This is a genomic window from Bradyrhizobium sp. (genome assembly GCF_049512235.1).
Taxonomy (GTDB): domain Bacteria; phylum Pseudomonadota; class Alphaproteobacteria; order Rhizobiales; family Xanthobacteraceae; genus Bradyrhizobium.
Window position 1 is genome coordinate 1 of the sequence record NZ_JBEKXH010000055.1, and the last position, 21,790, is coordinate 21,790.

Sequence of the window (21,790 nt, forward strand, 5' to 3'; positions counted from 1 at the left end):
GGGCTGATGTTCTGGGAAGGCTTGCGCGCCATCCTGCGCGCCCGGCGCGGCATAACCGTGCCGATGCGCCGCTCCGGCAGCCACGGCTGGATCCACGGCCTGCCGCTGAAGATGCGCTTCAAGCGCTCCAAGATCTATCTGTCGGTGATTCCGGTCGTTGCCGTCGGCGTCATCATCGGTTTCATCGGCGCGGTGATGGGCATCGGCGGCGGCTTCATCCTGGTCCCGATCATGATTTATCTGTTGCGGGTACCGACCTCCACCGTGATCGGCACCTCGATGGTGCTGACTCTGGTCACCATGTTGTTCGCCACCCTGCTGCACGCGGTCACCAACCATCTCGTCGATGCCGTGCTGGCGCTGATCCTGATGATCGGCGGCGTGACCGGGGCGCAGTTCGGCGCTCGCGCCGGCCAGCAGATTCGCAGCGAGCATCTGCGGCTATTGCTGGGACTGCTGATTCTCGCGGTCGGCATGCGCTTCGCCATCGAACTGGTGATCCGCCCCGACGATCTCTTCACCATCCGGGAAAGCGGAGGCGCCGGATGATCGCGCGCAACCCGCTCGCCGCTTGTGGCCTTGCGCTGGCGCTTTACACGGCTTGTGCCGTCGGCAGCGCGCACGCCGAGCGGCTGATCGTTTCGGTCTCCAACCACCGGGTGACCGTGACGCCGAACTATTCCGGCGAAGAACTGGTGCTGTTCGGCTCGGTCGAAAAGGACGCCTCCACCCCGGCCCACCGCGCCGGCTACGACCTCGTCGTGACCATCTCCGGCCCGCGCGCCGACATGGTGACGCGCCGCAAGGAACGCAGATTCGGCATCTGGATCAACACCGACTACCGGCAATTCCTGCAAGTGCCGAGCTATCTTGCGCTGTTCGCCAACCGGCAATTCGACGCCATCGCTTCGCCCGAAGTCGAGCGGCGGCAGCAACTCGGACTCAATAACGTGCTTTTGACCCAGCGCGTCGGACCTGACTACGCCGACGTGGTGCCGAACGATGCGTTCCGCAGCGCCTTCGTGCGGCTGCGCTCGGAACAGGGGCTCTATCGCGAGGATACTTCGGCGGTGACATTCTTGACGCCGACGCTGTTTCGGACCGGCATTCCGCTTCCGGCTGAAGTGCCGATCGGGACCTATGACGTCGAGATCAAGCTGTTCGCCGATGGCGCGCTGTTGACGCGGACCGAAACCGCGTTCGAAATCGTCAAGGTCGGTTTCGAGCAGTTCGTCGCAACCACCGCCCGCCAGAATGGCTTGGTCTACGGCCTGGTCACGGCCGCCATGGCGCTGATGACCGGCTGGATGGCCTCGATCGTGTTTCGCAAGGATTAGCCGCTGATCCCCGAGCAAACGCTCCCCACCCGTTCCAGCACTTCGTCCAACATGGTGGTTCTCCCTGTGGCGGCCTGGCCGCTCCGATCTTTCCGGCTGCGGTCGCACCTGTCGTGCGACCGCTCGCTTGGTGTGGCTTGCCTCAATGCGCGGGTGCGTGTTCCCGATGGACGACGGTGGCGGGCGCACCCGGCACTTCCTTGGCAATGGCAAAATCGAACTTGATGTAGGCGTAGGGCTTGTCGAGACCGGCCTCGTGAATAGCCGCCGCATCACTGACGCGGATGACCGGCGGGATCAGTTCTTCACGGGTACCGAAGGCGAAATCGTCGCGCAGATATTTGTCGCCGTCGATGTTGATCTGGGTGGTCAGATGGCGAAAGCCGGGAGCCGAGACGAAGAAGTGCACATGCGCCGGTCGCTGAGCGTGGCGGCCCATATCCGTCAGCAGGTTTTCGATATGACTGCCCGGGGGGCAACCGTAACCGCTCGGCATGATGGAGCGGAATTTGTAACGTCCCTCGGCATCGGTCTCGATCGTGCGCCGCAGATTGAACGGCGTCTGTGGAGGTCCGAAGAACGAATAGTTGCCGTGCGTATTGGCGTGCCAGACTTCGACCTTGGCGTGCGGCACTGGCTTGCCTTGGAGGTCCCGAACCTGGCCGTCCATGATCAGTACTTCGCCATCATCGCTTCCATCATCCAGTCGCGCTTCATGTTTCGCAACCGGAGCACCGGCGACATAGAGCGGGCCTTCGATGGTGCGAACCGTTCCGCCAGCGAGACCGGCGCGGCGCTCGGCTTCATCAAGGCGCAAATCGAGAAAATGCTCGACGGCAATACCCGGAACCAAAAGTCCAAGCTCATTGGCCTGAGCCGAGGCACCGAGATAGCCGACACCCGCCCAAAACTCATCCATGGAAATGTCGAGATCGTCGATCGCCTGGAACAGGTCGGACAACAGCCGGTTCATGATTGTTTTCAGGCGCGGATTGCCGCCTTTCATGTCGAGGCCCGCAGCTTTTGCTGCCAGCTCGGAGATGTGCTTTTTGTCGATGAGATTTGCAGGCATCTGAACGTTCTCCTCTGTGGGTTGGTTTCGGTTCGGGGTGGACGGCTTATCGGTCGTCGTCATGAATGGAGGAAGGGTGCCGGCAAAGCGGCGTTACCTTGATTTCCATGTAGGGAAACAGCGGCAGGCTCGAGATGGTGTCGTGGAGCTGCTGCACGTCGGCGCAATCGAGAATGCTGACGTTGCCGTAGTGCCCAGCAACACGCCAGAGGTGGCGCCAAACTCCAGACCTCTGCAGCGCCTGCGCCTTCTCGCGCTCGACCCGTTTGAGTTCGTCGGCCATCTCGGTGGGCATGTCGTGCGGCAGGCGTACCGTCATTTCGACCTGGAACAGCATGGTTATGCCCCCGCCTTGGATTTCGGCATCGGATGGACGCTGCGAGACCCACGGTCTCGCCGAAAGTGCGCGAGCTTGGCCTCGTCAAGGTCAATGCCAAGGCCGGGACCGGTGGGAACCTGCAGGGAAAAATCGCTGTAATTCAGCGGCTCGGTCAATATTTCCTCGGTCAGAAGCAGCGGACCGAACAGTTCGGTGCCCCACTGCAGATTGGGAAACGTCGAAAACAATTGCGCACCGGCAGCCGTGCCAACCCCGGCTTCAAGCATCGTGCCCCCATAAAGTCCGATGCCCGCGGCATCGGCGATGGCGGCCACACGGGCGGCGGCGTAGAGGCCGCCCGATTGCATGATCTTGACGGCAAACACATCGGCGGCGGCATCGGCGGCAAAATCGAAGGCCGTTTCCGGCCCGCGCAGCGATTCATCCGCCATCACCGGAATTCTCGCTTGCAGCGCAAGCCGCGCCATGCCTTTGCGATTGGACAGCGCAATGGGCTGTTCGACGAGATCACAGCCTGCGTCTTCCAGCGCCGCGATGGCGCGGGCCGCCGTCGATTCGCTCCAGGCCTGGTTGATATCGACCCGCACGCTGGCTTGATCGCCCAGAGCCCGCTTGATGGCTGCCACATGGGCGATATTGTCCTTCGGATCGCCTTTGCCGATTTTCAGCTTGAAGATATTGTGGCGCCGCTTGGCCAGCATGGCCTCGGCTTCGGCTATGTCGCTTGAGGTATCGCCGCTGGCGAGTGTCCAGGCGACCGGCAGCCGGTCATGGAAGCGTCCACCGAGCAAATCTGAAACGCTTAGTCCGGTGCGTTTTCCCATGGCGTCCAGCAGGGCCGTCTCAACCGCGCATTTGGCGAAACGGTTGTCCTGCACCGCCTTGCCGATTCCTGCCATGGTGGCAGCGACCTGGTTGGGGTTGGATTTGAGCAGGTGCGGCGCAATATAGGTGTCGATCGCGAGCTTCATGCCTTCCGGGCTTTCGGCGCCATAGGCGAGGCCGCCGATGGTGGTCCCCTCGCCGACACCGACGATGCCATCCGAGCAGCGGATGCGGACGATCATCAATGTCTGACGGCTCAAGGTCGTCATGGCGAGCTGGTGTGGACGGATGGTCGGGAGATCGACCAGAAATGTCTCGATGTGCTCGATCTTCGGCTGCGCCGGCATGATTTCCGCCCTGTGTTGTTGATTGATGCTTGAAAAAGTTGGCCGTTGTGGAGTTGGCCTGCAGCCGACTCACTTCAATTCGCTTATGGGAGACATCTACCTGACGCCCTGGCCGCAGGCCAAGGCGGCCTGAACCGCGCTTCAGCCGGCGGTAAACAACCGCGCATGGACATCGCGCAGCTGGCGCTTGAGCAGCTTGCCGCTGGGATTCTTCGGCAGCGCATCGGCAAACACAATTTGCTTCGGCGTCTTGAACGAGGCCAGCATGGTCTGCGCATGGGCAAGGACTTCGGCCTCGCTCAGCGAATGGCCTGACTTGATCACGATCACCGCGACCACCGCCTCGACCCAGCGCGGATGCGGAATGCCGATGACCGCGACTTCCGAGACCTGCGGCAACCGGTAAAGTGCCTCCTCGACCTCGCGGCTGGCGACATTCTCGCCGCCGGTCTTGATCATGTCTTTCTTGCGGTCGACGACACTGATGTAGCCCTCGTCATCCATCGTTGCCAAATCGCCGGAATGGAACCAGCCGCCCTCGAAGGCTGCCTTGGTGCGCTCGTCATCGTGGAAATAGCCGACCATCAGATGCGGCGACCGGTGCACGATCTCGCCGACCTCGCCCGGCGCCGTGTCGCGCATCGCGTCATCGACGACCCGGGTCTCGACATTGAGCACGGCGCGGCCGCATGACCCGGGCTTGCGCAACTGATCCTCGGGGCCGAGCATGGTAGCCAGCGGCGCGATCTCGGTCTGACCGTAGAGATTCCACAGCCGCACCCCGGGCAGGCGCTGTGCCAGCTCGCGCAGCACTTCGACCGGCATGATGGAAGCGCCGTAATATCCCTTGCGCAGGCTGGAAAGGTCGGTGGTATCGAAGCGCGGCGAACGCAATAGCGAGATCCAGACGGTCGGCGGGGCGAAGAACGAACTGATGCGGTGGCGTTCGATCAGCGGCAGCAGATTGTCCGGCGTCGGCTGCGCCGTGATGATGTTGGTGGCGCCGACATAGATCGAAGGACCGAAGAAGACATCGAGCTGCGCGCAATGGTACAGCGGCAGCGCGTGCAAAGTGAGATCGTACGCGGCGATGCCGGCATCGACGATGCAGCTGACATATTGCCAGATCACCGCGTCGTGGGTCAGCATCGCCCCCTTCGGCGAGGATTCCGTTCCGCTGGTATAGACGATCTGCGCCAGATCGGCGCCCGTGAGCTCCGGTTCAGGCGGTGCCGTTTGACAGGCGGCGAGCGTGTCGAAACCGATCATGTCGGCCTGCGGCTCGCTTGCGCCCTCCGCGGGAAGCCAGATGAGATCGCGCACCGCGGTGTCGAGCAGCTTCGCCGCGCGCGAAAGCGGCGCAAGGCCGCTGTCGGTCGCGAGCATCGTCGCGCCGGCATGGCGCAGGATGTAGCCGACTTCCTCCGCCTTCAGCATGAAATTGATCGGCACCAGGACTGCCCCAAGCCGCGCCAGCGCAAACCGCATGGCCACAAAGGCGTGCGAGTTGCGCGCCAGGATCGCAACGCGGGAGCCTTTTGCAACTCCTCGCTCCGCGAGGCCGGCGGCCACGCGTCCGCTGATGCGGTCGAATTCGGCATAGCTCCAGCGGATATCGCCGCACACCACGGCTGGCTTGTTAGGCGTCCGCGCGGCGCTGCGGCGCAGCAGGTCTGCGAGGGTCTGACGGCGAGTGACCGGATACATGCTGGCGTTCCCCATCGACGGCGTTTTGTTGAGGCCAGTTTGCCCCCGCTGATGCGCGCTTACAAGGTGGACCGCGAAGTCCGGCTCAATAGCATCGCGATGCGGCGATATGGTGCAGCCGGTGGTCGCCGAGCACGTGCGCCATGAATTCGAGCGTCCGGAATATCCTTGCAAATGCCGCGTCGCGGATGCTCAGTCCCCCGGTATAAGCGCCGAACGCCGGCATCACCGCGCGCTCGCCGTCGCAGGCAAAACAGCGCCGCTCCATGGAACGGCCGCGGCTGGACACGCGCGCCTTAGGGTGCAGATGACCCGCGATTTCACCCAAAACGCCGGTCGGCTCATGACGAAAGACGATCGGGCCGAGCGCCACTTCAAGCGCGACCACGCCGCCGAGATCGGACGGCGGCGCCGGATCGTGATTGCCGCAAATCCAGATCCAGTCGCGCCGTAGCTGCAACGCGGCGATGGCGTCGCGATCCGGCGCCGACAGCCGGTCATGGGCTGAGCTGTCATGAAAGCTGTCGCCGAGCGCAATTACCACGCGCGGGTCGTGCCGCGCGATCACGGCGCCGAGGCGGCCGAGCGTCGCCGCCGTATCATAGGGCGGCAGCAGCACGCCGCGCGCGGCGAAACTGGAGCCCTTTTCCAGATGCAGGTCGGAGACCACGAGCAGGCTCTCTTCTTCCCAGAACAGCGCGCCGGAGAGATCGGCGGCCAGATCGACACCGGCAACATTCAAACAAGATGCCCTGGTAACATCGATGGCTATTTCCGTCATGGCCGGGCCTGTCCCGCCTGCGGGGCCGAAGCCCCTTCGGCGCGGCGAAAGCCCGGCCATCCACGTCTTGGCGCCGCAAAGAAGAAAGACGTGGATGCCCGGCACATCTGCGCGAAGACGCGCTTCGCGCTTCTGGCCGGGCATGACGATGTTGGTGGATCGGAGTCAAACAAATCCATTTTTCTAGGACATCGCCTCTTTGACCAGCTCCTTGGCGGCTTCCGCCAGCAATACGTCCGATGCTTCGCCATAAACCGCTTCGCGGCCGATTTCCAGCATCACCGGCACCGCCAGCGGCGAAACCCGCTCCAGTTGCTTGTGGGTGATTCGCCCCTTGATTCGCGCCAGCATATCACCGAGCCGGCGGATATCGAGCAGCCCGGTCGCGGCATCGGCGCGCGCCGCACGCAACAGCAGGTGATCCGGCTGGTGCTTGCGCAGCACGTCGTAGATCAGATCGGTCGAAAACAGCACCTGGCGGCGGGTCTTGTCCTCGCCGGTGAAGCGGCGCGCGATCAATCCGGAAATGATCGCGCAACTGCGGAAGGTGCGTTTCATCAGCGCCGATTCCGCAAGCCAGGCTTCGAGATCGTCGCCCAGCATGTCCGGATCGAACAGCGCATTGAGATCGAGCCGGCCCTGCCGGATCATCGAGGACATGTCGCCGAGCCCCCACACCGCCAGGGCATATTCGTTGGCGACAAAGCCGAGCGGCCGGGCGCGGGCGCGTTCCAGCCGCCGCGTCAGCAGCATGCCGAGCGTCTGGTGCGCGAGCCGGCCCTCGAAGGGATAACAGACGAGGTAATGCTTGTTGGCGCGCGGAAAGGTTTCCACCACCAGCTCGCGCGCGCCGGGCACCCGCGACAGCTGCGCCTGCAACGACAGCCAGTCGCGCACCTGATCGGGCAGGCCGCTCCAGCCGCCTCTGTCGGCCAGCAATTTCCGAACCCGCCCGGCGAGATAGGTCGAGAGCGGAAACTTGCCGCCCATATAGGACGGCACCTTTGCATCCCTGTCGTTGGCGCGCGAGACATAGACCTGATCTTCTGCCAACTGCTCGTAACGCACCACCTCGCCGCCGAACACGAAGGTGTCGCCGACCACCAGCCCCTCGATGAAATATTCCTCGATCTCCCCCAGCATGCGGCCGCCACGGCCGAGCGCGCCGGTCGACCCCGAGCCGCCGCCGCGGGAGCGCACCAGCCGCACCTTCAGCATCGCCTCCTCGACGATGGTGCCGACATTGAGGCGGTAGCTTTGCCGCACCCGCGGATTGGCAACGCGCCATCGCCCCTCCTTGTCCTGCTTGATGCGGGCAAAACGCTCGTAGGTTTTCAGCGCATAGCCGCCGGTGGCGACGAAGTCGACCACGTCGTCGAAATCGGTTCGGGTCAAACCTGCATAGGGTGCGGCGGTCAGTACTTCGTCATAGAGTTGATCGGCATGAAACGGCTCGCCGCAGGCGCAGCCGAGCACGTGCTGGGCCAGCACATCCAGCGCGCCGGTGCGCAGCGGCGGGGTATCCTGGGCGTTTTCCGCAATCGCGTCGATCGCCACGGCGCATTCCAGCACCTCGAAACGATTGGCCGGCACCAGCACCGCGCGCGAGGCTTCGTCGATGCGGTGATTGGCGCGGCCGATCCTTTGCATCAGCCGCGAGGCGCCCTTCGGCGCCCCGACATTGATGACCATGTCGATGTCGCCCCAGTCGACGCCGAGATCGAGCGAGGAGGTGCAGACCACGCCGCGCAGTTTTCCGCTGCTCATCGCGTCCTCGACCTTGCGGCGCTGCGCGACATCGAGCGAACCGTGATGCAGGGGACGAACACCAGCGTGGTCCTGTTGCGCCGGATCAGATCGTAGATTTCGCCGAGCGCGTGGCGCGCGGAATGGCCGGCCCAGGGCAATCGCTCCCTTGTGTCGAGCATTTCGACAACCGGCGCCGCGGCACCACCGGCGACCACGATGTCGGCGGCCGTGTTGGCGCCATCGCGCTGCGGCACCAGGAAGCGTGCCAGCGATTCCGGCTCAGCTATGGTCGCCGACAGCCCGATCGCGCGTGCTTGCGGTGCCAGCCGCCACAGCCGCGCCAGCCCGAGCGACAACAGATCGCCGCGTTTTGAGGTCACCAGCGCGTGCAGTTCGTCGAGCACGATGCGCCGTAGCGAGCCGAACAGAAACGGCGCGTCATCGGATGACAGCAATAGCGCCAGTTGTTCGGGCGTCGTCAGCAGAATATCCGGAGGATAGCGCCGCTGCCGCTGCCGCCGCGACACCGGCGTATCGCCGGTGCGGGTCTCGACCTTGATCCGCAGTCCCATTTCAGCGATCGGGGTTTCCAGATTGCGCGCGATATCGACCGCGAGCGCCTTCAGCGGCGAGATGTAAAGGGTGTGAAGGCCGCCGCTGCGCCGCACGCCGCGACCGATGGAGATGACGCTGCGGGAAATGGCGTTGCGGGACGGTGACTTCTCCCCTCCCCCCGCGCGCGCGGCGCGTGGCGGGGAGGGAGCCTGCCCCGGACTTGATCCGGGGTCGGGGGTGGGGGGTGGCGCGGCGTACACCGAAGCAGCGGTTCCTGCCGAGAGACCCCCCACCCCCGACCCCTCCCCACCGCTTCGCGGGAGGAGGGGAGAAGATAGCGGTGCCGGCGCCGGCAACTCGGGAAGAGGTTCACGCGCGATATCGATATGATCACAGCTTCGGAAACGCAGTATAGATTATAGATCGCAAGCCTCTCAGCCGTCATGCCCGCGCTAAAGCGCGAAGCGCGTCTTCGCGCAGATGTCGTGGGCATCCATGTCTTTCTTGCTGACACTCAAAACGTGGATGGCCGGGACAAGCCCGGCCATGTCGGTAGAATGAATTACCTGGGATTAGTCACTTCATGTCGCTTCGCCTGATCTTCATGGGCACGCCGGAATTCGCGGTGCCGACGCTATCGGAGCTGGTGGCCCATGGCCACGAGATCGCCATCGCCTACACCCGCGCGGCGAAGCGTGCCGGGCGTGGCATGAAGCTGCAACTAAGCCCGGTCGAGCAGGAGGCGCGCCGGCTCGGCATCCCCGTGCTGACGCCAGGGACGCTGAAGACGCCGGAAGCGCTCGAGCATTTTCGCGCCCTCAACGCCGATGCGGCGGTGGTCGTCGCCTATGGCATGATCCTGCCCCAGGCCATTCTCGACACCCCGACGCTCGGCTGCTTCAATCTGCACGCGTCGCTGTTGCCGCGCTGGCGCGGCGCGGCGCCGATCAACCGCGCCATCATGGCCGGCGATGCCGAGACCGGCGTGATGGTGATGAAAATGGATGCCGGGCTCGATACCGGCGATGTCGCGATGGCCGAACGTATTGCGATCACGGATGCGATGACGGCAAGCGATCTGCACGATGCGCTGTCGCGGCTCGGCGGCGACCTGATGGTGCGCGCGATCGGCGCGCTTGAGCGCGGCACGCTGCAACTCAAAAGGCAAAGCGAAGAGGGCGTCAGCTACGCCGCCAAGATCGAAAAGGCCGAGGCGCGGATCGACTGGAACAAGCCGGCGCGCGCCGTGCTACGCCATATCCACGGGCTGTCGCCGTTTCCCGGCGCGTGGTGCGAAATCCCGATCGAAGGCGAACCAGTGCGGGTCAAAATCCTGCGCTGCGCGATCGCCGGCGGCTCGGGTGCATCAGGCGAACTGCTCGACGATCATCTCGCGGTTGGTTGCCAGCAAGGCGCCTTGCGGATTCTCGAATTGCAGCGCGCCGGCAAGGCGCCGATGAAGGCGGAGGAATTTTTGCGCGGCACGCCGCTGCAGCCGCCGCTGCGGCTCGGCTGATGCCGCGCTACAAACTCACCATCGAATATGACGGCGCACCGTTTTGCGGCTGGCAGATCCAGGACAATGGGGCTTCGGTGCAGGGCGCGCTGGAAACCGCGGTCAAGGCGATCTGCGGCGAACATGTCCGCGTTCATGGCGCCGGCCGCACCGACGCCGGCGTGCACGCGTTCGCGCAAACCGCGCATTGCGATATTGCGAGGCCCTTTGTTCCAGGGAGGTTACGCGACGGCCTCAATGCGCATTTGCGCCCGCTGCCGATCGGCGTACTCAGTGCGGAGATCGTGCCGGACAGCTTCGAGGCGCGATTTTCCGCGAAACGCCGCCACTACCTCTATCGCATCGCCAATCGGCGGGCCAATCTCGCGCTCGACATCGGCCATGCCTGGCGGCTGCCGAGGCCGCTCGATAGCGATGCCATGCATCGCGCCGCGCAGCGCCTGATCGGCAAGCACGACTTCACCACCTTTCGTGACAGCGAATGCCAGGCGAAATCGCCGGAGAAAACCCTCGACCAGCTCGACGTCATCAGAGAGGGTGATGCCGTCCACATCGCCACCTCGGCGCGCTCGTTCCTGCATAGCCAAGTGCGCTCGATGGTCGGCTCGCTGGTCTGGGTCGGCGAAGGCCGCTGGAGCGCCGGCGACCTTGCCGCCGCCCTGGCGGCGCGCGACCGCACCGCCTGCGGCCCGGTCGCGCCGCCGCAAGGACTCTATCTGGTGCGGGTGGATTATTAACGAGCTCAAGCGAAATAACGATCCAGGATGCCGCGATAGATCCTGGTCAACTGCTCCAGATCGGACACCGCCGTGCGCTCGTCGATCTGGTGCATGGTCTGGCCGACCAGACCGAACTCGATGACGGGGCAATAGCCCGCAATGAAGCGGGCGTCCGAGGTGCCGCCCGAGGTGCTCAACTCCGGCCGGCGGCCGGTGACCTCCTCGATCGCCGCGACCGCGAGGTCGGTGAAGGCGCCGGGCTTTGTCACAAACACGTTGGAATTGGACGGTTCCCACGCGATCCGGGCGCGGATCCGGTTTCCTGCCGCTTTCGCCAGCCGCTGCTCGACCAAGGCCCGCAGGCTCGTCTGGGTATGCAGATCATTGAAGCGGATGTTGAATTTCGCCCGCGCCTGCGCCGGGATGACATTGCCCGCGATGTTGCCGACATCGACGGAAGTAAATTCGAGGTTCGAGGCCTGGAACTGTACGCTGCCGTGATCGAGCGGTTCCTCGCTCAGCGCCACGATCAGTCTTGCGATATCCGGCACCGGGTTCGCCGCGCGGTGTGGATAGGCGACGTGGCCCTGGACGCCGTCAACATAGAGCGTGCCCGACTGCGAGCCGCGGCGGCCGACCTTGATGCAGTCGCCGAGCTGCTCGATATTGGAGGGTTCGCCGAGCACGCAGTGGTCGAATTTCTCGCCGCGCGCCGCGGCCCATTGCAATAGCTTTATCGTACCGTTGACGGAAAGGTCTTCCTCGTCGCCGGTGATCAGGAACGAGATCGAACCCTTGGCCTTGCCGCCGTTGTCGTCCAGATATTCGAGCACCGCCGCGACGCTGCAGGCAATGCCGCCCTTCATGTCGACAGCGCCGCGTCCATAGAGAAAACCGTCCTTGACCTCGCCGGAAAACGCACCATGGGTCCATGCGCGCTCATCGCCCGGCGGCACCACGTCGGTATGGCCGGCAAAGGTGATGTGCGGGACGGAATTGCCGATACGGGCATAGAGGTTGTCGATATCGGCGGTGCCGGGTTCGCCGAACGTGACGCGGTGGACCTCGAAACCCGCTTCTGTGAGGATGTTGTCAAGAACGCCAAGCGCGCCCGCGTCGGCCGGGGTTACGGATGGACAACGGACGAGGTCGCGGGCGATGGAGACGGCATCATTCATGCCTCCGCATAACATGCGGTGAAGGCGATCGGCCAGCGATATAGTCAGTCCCGCAGCAGCTCGTTGATGCTGGTCTTGGCGCGGGTGCGCTCGTCGACCCGCTTGACGATCACGGCGCAGGCCGTAGAGGGGCCGGGCTGGCCGTTCTTCAGCGGACGGCCCGGTAGCGCGCCCGGCACCACCACGGCATATTCAGGAACCTCGCCGATGAAGGTCTCGCCAGAGTCGCGATCGACGATCTTGGTCGAAGCGCCGAGGAACACGCCCATCGCCAGCACCGCGCCTTTGCGCACGATCACGCCTTCGGCGACTTCGGAACGGGCGCCGATGAAGCAATCGTCCTCGACGATCACGGGTTCGGCCTGCAGCGGTTCCAGCACGCCGCCGATACCGACGCCGCCGGAAATGTGCACGCGCTTGCCGATCTGCGCGCAGGAGCCAACCGTCGACCAGGTGTCGATCATGGTCGCCTCATCGACATAGGCACCGAGGTTGACGAAGGACGGCATCAGCACGACATTTTTCGCGATGAAGGCCGAGCGGCGGACGATGGCGCCCGGCACCGCCCGGAAGCCGGCGGCGCGAAAACGATTCTCGCCCCAGCCGTCGAACTTCGAGGGCACCTTGTCCCACCACGATGCTTGTCCGGGACCGCCCGATATCGCGGTCATGTCGTTCAGTCGAAACGACAGCAGCACCGCCTTCTTCAGCCATTGATGGACATTCCACTTGCCGCCGGCGTCGCGTTCGGCGACGCGGGTCTCGCCCTTGTCGAGCAGATCGAGCGCGTGATCGACGGCGTCACGGACCTCGCCTTGGGTCGCGGCAGAGATGCCGTCGCGCGCATCGAACGCGGAGTTGATGGTGGATTCAAGGGCGGAGAGAGACATCGGGATTTCCTCAGGGCGCGCGCGATTTGAAGGGGCTTTTTCGGGATTTGGGGGGTGGGAGTCAAGGCTCGCTCACGAGGAGGGCTTACGCCTTTGCGCTCAACCCTTGCAAAAACCCGGTCAGATCATCCGTGACATGATCGACATGGGCGGCGTTGCGGCCTTCCAGCTCCCAGTCCTCACGCACGACTTCGGTGCTGCCGTCCGGCACCACCAGCACGGTGGTCATGCCGAGCAAATGCGGTACCACGAGGTTGCGCGCCAGATCCTCGAACATCGCCGATGTCGCCGGATTGACCGCATGATCTCTGAGAAACTTTTGATAGGTCCGCGGCGCCGGCTTCGGCTCGAGTTCGGCGGCGATGATATCGAACACCGCCTCGAACTGCGCCGCCAGACCGAGCCGCTCCAACACCTTGCCGGCGTGGTCGGTCGAGCCGTTGGTCAGGATCAGCTTGCGCCCCCTGAGTTTCGCGATCGCAGCGCCCATCGCCGGGTTCGGCTGCAGCGGCGAATGGTCGATCTGGTGCACATAGGCCAGGTAGTCGTCGGCGCGCACGCCGTGCTCAGTCATCATGCCGCGCATGGTGGTGCCGTAGCGCAGGTAGTAGTCCTTCTGGATCCGCCGCGCCTCGGCTGTGGATACGCCGAGAAAGGCACCGACGAACTCGCCGATCCGTTGGTCGACCTGCTGCCACAGATTGACGTGATGCGGATAAAGCGTGTTGTCGAGATCGAACACCCAGGTGTCGATGTGGGAGAACGAGCGCGGCGCTTTCGTGATCGTGGTCATCTATCTCTCAGCCGTCGTTCCGCGAATGCGCCGACGCCCCTTTGCAGGATTCCCGGAGCATCCATCACGGCATCGCAAAGCGCAGCATCTTGCCGCCGCTCGACATGTCGACGGGGGCAAAGCCGGTGACATTGAGGCCGCGGGTGCCGCAGTCGCCCTGTTCATTGATCTCGAACTTGCTCTCGCGCGTGCAAAGCTGACTGGTGCCGCCCCAGTTCAGCGGCGTGCCCTTGTACTTGATGGTCCGGTTTTCGTCATCGACCGCCTCGGCGAAACTGAAAATCCGCCGCGGCTGACCGGTGACATCGGGATGCAGGCATTTGCCGGGGTCAATGCGGTACCAGCCGCGGCTGATCACGGTCTTGCCGTCGTCGGTGCCGACCGCGGCCATGATCTTGTGCGGGGTGTCGTTGCACCAGGTCAGTCCGGTGGCGGACGGCGATTGTACCGCATCGATCATGGTTGCGAAGAAGTTCGGCGCCTGCGCGATGTCGGGCGTCAGGCCGCGATTTTTCAGGAACGCCGCCAGCGCGGCCTGGGTTTTCGGACCGTCGACGCCGTCGATCGGCGCGGCGTCGTAGCCTGCGATCAAGAGCAGCCGCTGGATGCCGGCGAGCCTTGCCTGTTCGTCATCGTACTCGCTGTCCTCGGCCAGATAGGCCACCAGATTGCCGTCGTCGGCCGGCGTCGGGGTGATCTGGGTAAAGGCCGCAGGGGTTTGCCCGGCGCGGCACTGGCGTGCCGCCGCGATCACGAAATCGCCGGCCGCGACGCACAGTGTGTCGGCGCCATTCTGCGGGATCGGCGATGAACCATAGACGCCGAGGGCGTGGGCGTTGAGCAGGATGCGGTCGGCGGTCAGGGTGCCCTGCACGACCACGCGGCATGCCGCGGGATCGATGCGGAACCAGCCCCGCGTCGCGGTCGCCGCCTTGTCGTCGATACCGATGGCGACCTCGACCACATAGCTCATGCGATTGCAGATCTTCAGATCGGCCCGGGCCGGCGTCGAGTTGGCAAAGAAGACAAAAGCAGCTGCAAAAGAAAATGCCGCTATGCGGGGCGTCTTTTTCTCTCCGTCATGCCCGGGCTCGTCCCGCCTGCGGGGCCGTAGCCCCTTCGGCGCGGCGAAGGCCCGGGCATCCACGTCGTTCTTCCTATCCGCCGGCAAGATGTGGATGGCCGGGAGCGCAGACCAGTTGACGTAGTCTGCGCAAGGCAGACTACTGTGCCCGGCCATGACGACCGGGAAACGGCTGGTCGACGATATCGTCACTTGTGGATCAGCGTGCCGGTGCCCTGGTTGGTGAACAGTTCGAGCAAAACCGCGTGCTGCATCTTGCCGTCGATGATGACGACGCCCTCGACGCCCTGTTCGAGCGCGTAGATGCAGGTCTCGACCTTCGGGATCATGCCGCCGGAAATGGTGCCGTCGGCGATCAGCTTGCGCGCTTCCCGCACCGACAATTCCGGAATGAGTTTTTTCGACTTGTCGAGCACGCCGGGAACATCGGTCAGGAGCAACAGCCGCTTCGCCTTCAGCGCGCCGGCAACCGCACCGGCGAAGGTATCGGCGTTGACGTTGAAGGTCTGCCCGGTCTTCGAGGTCGCCAGCGGCGCCAGCACCGGGATCAGGTCGTGGCCGATCAGCTGGTTGAGCAGCGTCAGATCGACCTTTTGGGGCTCGCCGACGAAACCGAGATCGACCACCTTTTCGATATGCGAATCCGGATCCACCATGGTGCGCGTCGCCTTGGCCGCGGTCACCATGTTGCCGTCCTTGCCGCACAGGCCGACCGCCTTGCCGCCGGCCTCGTTGATGTAGCCGACCAGTTGCTTGTTGATCGAACCTGCCAGCACCATTTCAACGATCTCGATGGTCGCGGCGTCGGTGATGCGCAGGCCGGCGGCGAATTCGGAAGCGATGCCGAGCCGCTTCAGCATGGTCGCGATCTGCGGCCCGCCGCCATGCACCACCACCGGGTTGATGGCGGTCTGCTCCAAAAGCACGATGTCGCGCGCGAAGGCCTTGGCGAGATCCTCCGCCCCCATGGCATGGCCGCCATATTTGATGACGATGGTTTCCTCGTCATACTCCTGCATGTGCGGCAGCGCCTCGGACAGGATGCGGGCCTGATCGAGCGGACTGATATACGGCACGTCGGTCATGAAGCGGGTCTCTTGGGTCAAGCAGGATGGGGCGGTTTCTAACTGATTGGCGGCCGCGGCGCAAAGCCTGGCGTGGCCTTCCTCAGCTCTCGCCGCGAGCAACCAGCGTCCCCCGGATGCGGCGCGAGCCGCGCCGCTGTTGCGGCGTGTTTCAACTCGGTCGCGGCCAGGCCGCGGCTACGGCAAGCGTGAGCCAGCTCACAATCAGCAGCGTGCCGCCGGTCGGCGCGGCCAGGGGAAACAGGCTGTGCCCGGCATATTGCCGCAAGCTGAGATCGCCGGCGAATAGCGCGGCGGCGATGACAAAGCCCGACGCGGCCGCGATCCCGATCCCCCGATGAATGATGCCGCGTTCGCAGAGTGCCGCCGCCGCCAGCACCGCGGTCGAGTGAAACAGCAGCATGGATGACGCCGCCGCCAGCCGCGTCGCATCGGCTTGGTGCGCGGATGCGGCCGCCAGGATGACGCCGTCGGCGCCCATGATGGCGGCCAGTATGACCAGAATGCGCAAAACGCGAGATCCCCCCGTCATCAACTGCGCTCCCTCAACAGCCGCACCATCGCGGCGCGCAATTCCGGCATCCCGGCGCCGGTGTGCGAGGATGTCACCAGGATTTCGGGAAAGGCGGCGGGATGTTTGGAAAGCGCCGCCGCGGTGGCGGCGCGACAGGCCTGCAGCTCAACCGGCTTGACTTGATCGGCCTTGGTGAGCACGACCTGATAGCTGACAGCCGATTTGTCGAGCGTCTTGAGCACGTCAAGATCGACCGGTTTGAGGCCGTGCCTTGCATCGATCAGCACGTAGACCCGCGCCAGGTTGCTGCGGCCCTGCAGGAAGCTGTGGATCAGCGCGGTCCATGACGCGACCTTGGCCTTTGGCGCGGACGCGTAACCGTAACCGGGCATATCGACCAGCCGGAAGCCGGCTTGTTCAGGGCCTTCGAAGAAGATCAGTTCCTGGGTGCGGCCCGGCGTATGCGAGGTCCGCGCCAGCGCGTTGCGGCCGGTCAGCGCGTTGATCAGACTGGATTTGCCGACATTGGAGCGGCCGGCAAAGGCAACCTCGATGCCGGCCATCGGCGGCAGCGTTTCGATCGACGGCGAGGCCCAGAAAAACTGCCAGTCGCCCGCAAACAGCTTTCGTCCCTGCTCGATCAGGTCAGCATCGACGTCGGTGGTCATGCGTGTTCGTCAGGTTTTAGACTCGACCTTCTTCGAAGCAAACGTCGCCCTGAGATTGTCGAATAATTCGACCTTCACGCCATTGCGGCGCATGATGAAGCTCTGTTGCAGCACCGACAACGTGTTGTTCCACGCCCAGTAGATCACCAGACCCGCCGGGAATCCGGCCAGCATGAAGGTGAAGATCAACGGCATCCAGTCGAAGATCATCTTTTGCGTCGGATCCGGCGGCGTCGGATTGAGCTTCATCTGGAACCACATCGTGATGCCCATGATGATCGGCCAGACGCCGAGCGCGAGGTAGTGCCCCAACAGCGGCAGCTGGGTCGGATCGAAATGCAGCAGGCCGAACAAGGTGAACAGATTGGTCGGGTCGGGTGCCGACAGATCCTTGATCCAGCCGAAGAACGGCGCGTGCCTCATCTCGATGGTGACGAACAAAACCTTGTAGAGCGAGAAGAACACCGGAATCTGCAGCGCCACGGGTAGGCAGCCGGCGACCGGGTTGATCTTCTCCTTCTTGTAGATTTCCATCATTTCCTGCTGCTGCTTCACCTTGTCGTCGGGATAACGCTCCTTCAACGCGGCGAGCTGCGGCTGCACCGATTTCATCTTGGCCATCGAGGCGTAGGACTTGTTGGCGAGCGGGAAGAACAACAGCTTGACGATCACCGTCACCAGCAGAATGGCGATGCCGAAATTTCCGACCAGATGATAGAAGAAGTCCAGCGCCAGGAACATCGGCTTGGTGATGAAATAGAACCATCCCCAGTCGATCATGAGATCGAAATGGTTGAGCCCGAGCTGCTTGGTGTAGCCGCCGAAACCGCCGATCGCGAAATTGATGCCGACGACGCTGGCCTCCTTGGCGCCGGCGAACAGCCGCGCATTGGCGCTGCCGGTGCCGCCGATGGCGATGGTCTGCGGATCCTCCAGGTAGTCGGTCTGATAGGTCCGCACGGCTCCGACGAGATTCGACGAGAACCGCGCCTGCAACTGGGCGTTGGTGTCGGGCAAAAGCGCCGAGGCCCAGTACTTGTCGGTGATGCCGAGCCAGCCATCGGTGACCTTGAAGCTGACTGTCTTGTCGTCGTCGATCTTCTTGTAACTGTATTGCTGCAGGCCCTGGTCGCCGAGATAGCCGATCAGGCCTTCGTGCAGGATGTAGTAGCCCGCAACCTTCGGGGTGCCGTGCCGCGAGATCAGCGCGAACGGATACAGCGTCACCGGCGCGTTGCCGACATTGGTGACGTCATCCTTGATAGTGAAGAGGTAGTGGTCGTCGATCGAAATCGTGCGCCGGAAGGTGAGACCGTCACCGTTGTCGTATTTCAGCGTGACCGGGCTCGACGGCGTCAGGCTGTTCGAACCTTCCTGTTGCCACATCGTGTTATAGTCGGGCATTCGCACCGTCGAGCCGCTCGCCGGCACCCAGCCGAATTCCGCGTAATAGGGACTTGCCGTGCCCGAAGGCGAAAACAGCACGATCGCCGGCGAATCCGGATCCACGGTTTCGCGGAATTGTACCAGCGACAGATCGTCGATGCGCGCCCCCTTCAGCGAGATGCTGCCGGACAGCCGCGGGGTGTCGATCTTGACCCGGGGCAGGGTGGCGATCGCGGCCTCGCGGTCGATGACGGGGGCGGTGGAGGCCGGCTGATTGATCGCGGGTGCATTGGCGGCCGGCGCCGGGCTGGTGCCGGCCGATGGCGGGGTCGAGGGCGTCGTCGTGCCTGCGGCCTGCGCCGCGGCTTGTTTCGCCATCTCGCTCTGGGCCTGCTGGGCGGCGCGCTGCTTCTCCATCTGCGGCCCGTTAATGAAAACTTGCCACGCGATCAGCACCAGGCCCGATAGAATGACGGCGAGGATGGTATTGCGATTATTATCGGACATCATTCAAGGTCTCGTCATTCAATTCGGTTACCGCGGGCATCACGCGGGTGAAGGGCTGCCGGTCGAGGCGATGCAGCGCCGAGCGGAGATCGTCGAGCATGGTGGCAAAGTCGCAAGTGAGCGCGGCACGACGGCCGACTAGCACATAATCACTGTGCGGTCGCATGGATAGGACATCCAGCCGCTTCACCAATTCGCGAAGCCGGCGCCGGATCCGGTTGCGCTCGGTGGCAGTGCCATTCTTTTTGGTGACGGTAAAGCCGACCCGGATCGGTCCGTCATCGTCGCGGCGGCGGCTTTGCAGCAAAAAGGCGGCACGGTTGATCCGCGCGCCACTGGCAACGGCGAGGAAGTCCGCCCGCTGCCTCAGCCGATCCATGATGACAATCTCCGGGAAGCCCGGCTCAGGCGCTCAGACGCTTGCGGCCGCGCGCGCGGCGGGCGGCGAGGACCTTGCGGCCGCCGGCCGTCGCAAGGCGGGCACGGAAGCCGTGACGGCGCTTGCGCACCAGTTTGCTGGGTTGATAAGTCCGCTTCACGGGTCGTTCTCCGCTGACCGGGCAATTCTGCCTGATGAATGAGAGTCAAGTCTGCAGATGCTGACTGGCCCGAAGAGGGCCGTTTTCCGGCCAAATCAAGCCGTCCCGGTCGTGCCGGGCCACCGCGGACAGTTGGCGGGGCTTATAAGGGAGCGACCGGTTTTCGTCAATGTTGCGGGATGCCGTATTCGAGGTGCCCGGAAACGGCTAGATTCGTCCGAATAGATCGGGATTCGCGGGTGTTTCCCTGGGTGAAATACAGCTGCCAGACGGGTGTCCCATCGGCTTGCGGAACACCCCGACATTAGCGAACCGTAATTTGACCGGCCCGGGAGCAGAACGCATCCTCAACCGCGCAACAGTTTGAAGGCAGATGCTCGTGTCCGTGACCGACGAACAGCCGACAACGGAATCGCGGCGGCCAAAGCCGGCGCGCCGGCTCGGCCTGTCCGGCAAGCTGCTGCTGCTCACCATTCCCCTGGTCATGATCGCCGGAATGCTGATCTACGTGCCCGCCATCGCGAACTTCCGGATGAACCGGCTGAACGACCGGCTGGCGGCAGCCAACACCGCGGCGCTGGTGCTCGATGCCGCCCCCTCGGGCATGGTTCCGGATTCGCTGGCGCGGCAGATCCTGCGCAGCATCGGCGCGCGCGCGGTGGCCATCAAGATGGGGCAGCAGCGCCGGCTCCTGGCCAGCGCCGATCTGCCGCCGGCGATCGATCACGATGTCGACATGCGAGAGATGACGGTGTGGTCGGCGATCGTCGATTCCTTTCAGGTCATGCTTGAAAGCGGCAACCAGGCGATCCGGGTGATCGGCCCGGCGCAAGGCGGCGGGCAATTCATCGAGGTCGTGATCGACGAGCTGCCGTTGCGCCAGGCGATGTACCGGTTTTCACGCAACCTGCTGCTGGTCTCGCTGGGGATCGCAGCGCTCACCGCCGGACTGGTCTATCTGGCGCTGCACTATCTGTTCGTGCGGCCGATGCGGCGCCTGACGGCGAACCTGGTCGACTTTCACGAAAATCCCGAAAGCTCGGCGCGGATCATTGTTCCAAGCCGGCGCGGCGACGAGATCGGCGTCGCCGAACGCGAACTGTCCGACATGCAGCGCGACCTGGTGTCGATGCTGCATCAGAAGAGCCGGCTCGCGGCCCTTGGGCTCGCGGTTTCCAAGATCAACCACGATCTGCGCAACCTGCTGGCGTCCTCGCAACTGATTTCGGACCAGCTCGCCAGCGTGCCCGATCCCCGGGTGCAGCGCTTTGCGCCGAAACTGATGCGCTCGCTGGAGCGCGCCATCGCGTTCTGCCAGTCGACGCTGTCCTATGGCCGCGCCCAGGAGGCGGCGCCCGACCGTCGCATGATCCTGATCGAGCCCGTGGTCACCGAGGTCCGCGAGTCCGCAGGCCTCGGGTCGGACAATTCGATCACCTGGATCGCCGCGATCGAGCGCGGCCTGACCATCGACGCCGATCCGGATCAGCTGTTTCGCGTCCTGCTCAACCTCGTGCGCAACGCGGCGCAGGCCCTGGAAAACCGGCCGCGCGGCGACGCCTCCATCCAGCAGATACGCATCACGGGGCGCCGCGAAGGCGCGGTCGCGATCATCGAGGTCTCCGACACCGGCCCCGGCGTGTCGCCCAAGGCCCGCGCTCATCTGTTCGAGGCCTTCCAGACCTCGGGCCGGCCGGGCGGCAGCGGGCTCGGACTGACGATCGCCGCCGAACTGGTGCGCGCCCATGGCGGCGACATCCATCTGGTCGAGGGCACCCTCGGCGCCACTTTCCGGATCGTGGTCCCGGACCGGCCGGTGGAACTCCTGACCGTCCGCAGCGAACGCGCGCGGGCCTGAGCAGCTCGTGATTGGGCTGATTTGACCGCCATTTGGCCGATTTCCCTAAGCGCGGATATCCTCCAGATGCCGCTTTCGAGAGCTTGCCAAGCCCCGCCGGAGCCGTTAGCTATGGCGCGCTTTCGCGACCTGCAGAACACGTTTTCCGACTGCATGCGGCATCGCCGGGGCCTTGCGCCCCTGAAATGTCGGCGAAACACGCGCCCGTAGCTCAGCTGGATAGAGCACCAGACTACGAATCTGGGGGTCGGACGTTCGAATCGTTCCGGGCGCGCCAGTTAAAGGTCCCGAACCACGCGACCAGCGCCCGCGCGGAGCTGCTTCTGGACTGACGTGCGAC

20 protein-coding genes, 1 tRNA gene and 1 pseudogene are annotated in these 21,790 nt (G+C 64.2%); 6 read left to right on the forward strand and 16 right to left on the reverse strand.

Features of this window, described 5'->3' with window-relative positions; translation table 11 throughout:
• Together ABSG20_RS07650 and ABSG20_RS07655 are read left to right on the forward strand one after the other, a co-directional pair.
• Positions 1-549: sulfite exporter TauE/SafE family protein (locus ABSG20_RS07650; protein ID WP_423863894.1), on the forward strand; the 549-nt coding region annotated here is incomplete at its 5' end.
• The gene (locus ABSG20_RS07655) at positions 546-1,337 is read left to right on the forward strand and encodes a TIGR02186 family protein (RefSeq protein WP_423863895.1); all 792 of its coding nucleotides are present in this window, start codon (positions 546-548) and stop codon (positions 1,335-1,337) included. The genes ABSG20_RS07650 and ABSG20_RS07655, both read left to right, overlap by 4 nt.
• Before the next feature lie 142 nt (positions 1,338-1,479).
• Here ABSG20_RS07655 and catA read toward each other — a convergent pair whose 3' ends face one another.
• From catA to ABSG20_RS07685, 6 genes and pseudogenes are all read right to left on the reverse strand, one after another.
• Complete coding sequence (catA, locus tag ABSG20_RS07660; RefSeq protein WP_423863896.1) at positions 1,480-2,409, reverse strand: catechol 1,2-dioxygenase; 930 nt, start codon at positions 2,407-2,409, stop codon at positions 1,480-1,482.
• 46 nt (positions 2,410-2,455) lie between these two features.
• Positions 2,456-2,746 (reverse strand): muconolactone Delta-isomerase, encoded by a 291-nt coding sequence (gene catC, locus ABSG20_RS07665; RefSeq protein WP_423863897.1) that lies wholly within the window; start codon positions 2,744-2,746, stop codon positions 2,456-2,458.
• A 2-nt stretch (positions 2,747-2,748) separates the two neighbouring features.
• Positions 2,749-3,921: a muconate/chloromuconate family cycloisomerase gene (locus ABSG20_RS07670; RefSeq protein WP_423863898.1), complete on the reverse strand. Its 1,173-nt coding sequence runs from the start codon at positions 3,919-3,921 to the stop codon at positions 2,749-2,751.
• 141 nt (positions 3,922-4,062) lie between these two features.
• Positions 4,063-5,628: an acyl-CoA synthetase gene (locus tag ABSG20_RS07675; RefSeq protein WP_423863899.1), complete on the reverse strand. Its 1,566-nt coding sequence runs from the start codon at positions 5,626-5,628 to the stop codon at positions 4,063-4,065.
• Between the two features lie 85 nt (positions 5,629-5,713).
• Positions 5,714-6,409 carry a ligase-associated DNA damage response endonuclease PdeM gene (gene pdeM, locus ABSG20_RS07680; protein WP_423863900.1) on the reverse strand — a complete coding sequence of 232 codons (696 nt, stop codon included), beginning with the start codon at positions 6,407-6,409 and terminating at the stop codon, positions 5,714-5,716.
• A gap of 183 nt (positions 6,410-6,592) precedes the next feature.
• Positions 6,593-9,069, reverse strand: a pseudogene (locus tag ABSG20_RS07685) (DEAD/DEAH box helicase).
• Between the two features lie 227 nt (positions 9,070-9,296).
• Here ABSG20_RS07685 and fmt point away from each other — a divergent pair.
• Positions 9,297-10,229, forward strand: a complete 933-nt coding sequence (gene fmt, locus ABSG20_RS07690; protein WP_423863901.1) for a methionyl-tRNA formyltransferase — start codon at positions 9,297-9,299, stop codon at positions 10,227-10,229.
• Entirely contained in the window at positions 10,229-10,966 is a 738-nt protein-coding gene (truA, locus tag ABSG20_RS07695; RefSeq protein ID WP_423863902.1) for a tRNA pseudouridine(38-40) synthase TruA, read from the forward strand. Before fmt ends, truA begins: the two co-directional genes overlap by 1 nt.
• A 5-nt stretch (positions 10,967-10,971) precedes the next feature.
• Here truA and dapE read toward each other — a convergent pair whose 3' ends face one another.
• The 10 genes from dapE to rpmH all read right to left on the reverse strand — a co-directional run bounded on the left by dapE (position 10,972) and on the right by rpmH (position 19,592).
• Entirely contained in the window at positions 10,972-12,126 is a 1,155-nt protein-coding gene (dapE, locus tag ABSG20_RS07700) for a succinyl-diaminopimelate desuccinylase (RefSeq protein WP_423863903.1), read from the reverse strand.
• Between the two features lie 44 nt (positions 12,127-12,170).
• Positions 12,171-13,016: a 2,3,4,5-tetrahydropyridine-2,6-dicarboxylate N-succinyltransferase gene (gene dapD, locus ABSG20_RS07705; protein ID WP_423863904.1), complete on the reverse strand. Its 846-nt coding sequence runs from the start codon at positions 13,014-13,016 to the stop codon at positions 12,171-12,173.
• Positions 13,017-13,101: 85 nt separating this feature from the next.
• Complete coding sequence (locus tag ABSG20_RS07710; RefSeq protein WP_423863905.1) at positions 13,102-13,809, reverse strand: pyrimidine 5'-nucleotidase; 708 nt, start codon at positions 13,807-13,809, stop codon at positions 13,102-13,104.
• A gap of 64 nt (positions 13,810-13,873) precedes the next feature.
• Positions 13,874-15,049, reverse strand: a complete 1,176-nt coding sequence (locus tag ABSG20_RS07715; protein WP_423863919.1) for a DUF1036 domain-containing protein — start codon at positions 15,047-15,049, stop codon at positions 13,874-13,876.
• 32 nt (positions 15,050-15,081) lie between these two features.
• The gene (gene argB / locus ABSG20_RS07720) at positions 15,082-15,978 is read right to left on the reverse strand and encodes an acetylglutamate kinase (RefSeq protein WP_423863906.1); all 897 of its coding nucleotides are present in this window, start codon (positions 15,976-15,978) and stop codon (positions 15,082-15,084) included.
• Between the two features lie 151 nt (positions 15,979-16,129).
• A complete protein-coding gene (locus ABSG20_RS07725) occupies positions 16,130-16,510 on the reverse strand; it encodes a DUF423 domain-containing protein (protein WP_423863907.1) in 381 nt (126 codons plus the stop codon).
• Complete coding sequence (gene yihA, locus ABSG20_RS07730) at positions 16,510-17,160, reverse strand: ribosome biogenesis GTP-binding protein YihA/YsxC (RefSeq protein WP_423863908.1); 651 nt, start codon at positions 17,158-17,160, stop codon at positions 16,510-16,512. The genes ABSG20_RS07725 and yihA overlap by 1 nt, the downstream gene beginning before the upstream one ends.
• 9 nt (positions 17,161-17,169) lie before the next feature.
• On the reverse strand, positions 17,170-19,053 hold the full coding sequence (gene yidC / locus ABSG20_RS07735; protein ID WP_423863909.1) for a membrane protein insertase YidC: 1,884 nt from the start codon (positions 19,051-19,053) through the stop codon (positions 17,170-17,172).
• Complete coding sequence (rnpA, locus tag ABSG20_RS07740; protein WP_423863910.1) at positions 19,043-19,432, reverse strand: ribonuclease P protein component; 390 nt, start codon at positions 19,430-19,432, stop codon at positions 19,043-19,045. The genes yidC and rnpA overlap by 11 nt, the downstream gene beginning before the upstream one ends.
• 25 nt (positions 19,433-19,457) lie before the next feature.
• Positions 19,458-19,592, reverse strand: coding sequence for a 50S ribosomal protein L34 (rpmH, locus tag ABSG20_RS07745; protein ID WP_008542748.1), 135 nt, complete (start codon positions 19,590-19,592; stop codon positions 19,458-19,460).
• Between the two features lie 373 nt (positions 19,593-19,965).
• Here rpmH and ABSG20_RS07750 point away from each other — a divergent pair, with 373 nt between their 5' ends.
• Both ABSG20_RS07750 and ABSG20_RS07755 read left to right on the forward strand, forming a co-directional pair.
• Positions 19,966-21,450 (forward strand): sensor histidine kinase, encoded by a 1,485-nt coding sequence (locus ABSG20_RS07750; protein WP_423863911.1) that lies wholly within the window; start codon positions 19,966-19,968, stop codon positions 21,448-21,450.
• A gap of 200 nt (positions 21,451-21,650) precedes the next feature.
• A tRNA-Arg gene (locus ABSG20_RS07755) sits at positions 21,651-21,727 on the forward strand.
• The last annotated feature ends 63 nt before the right edge of the window (positions 21,728-21,790 follow it).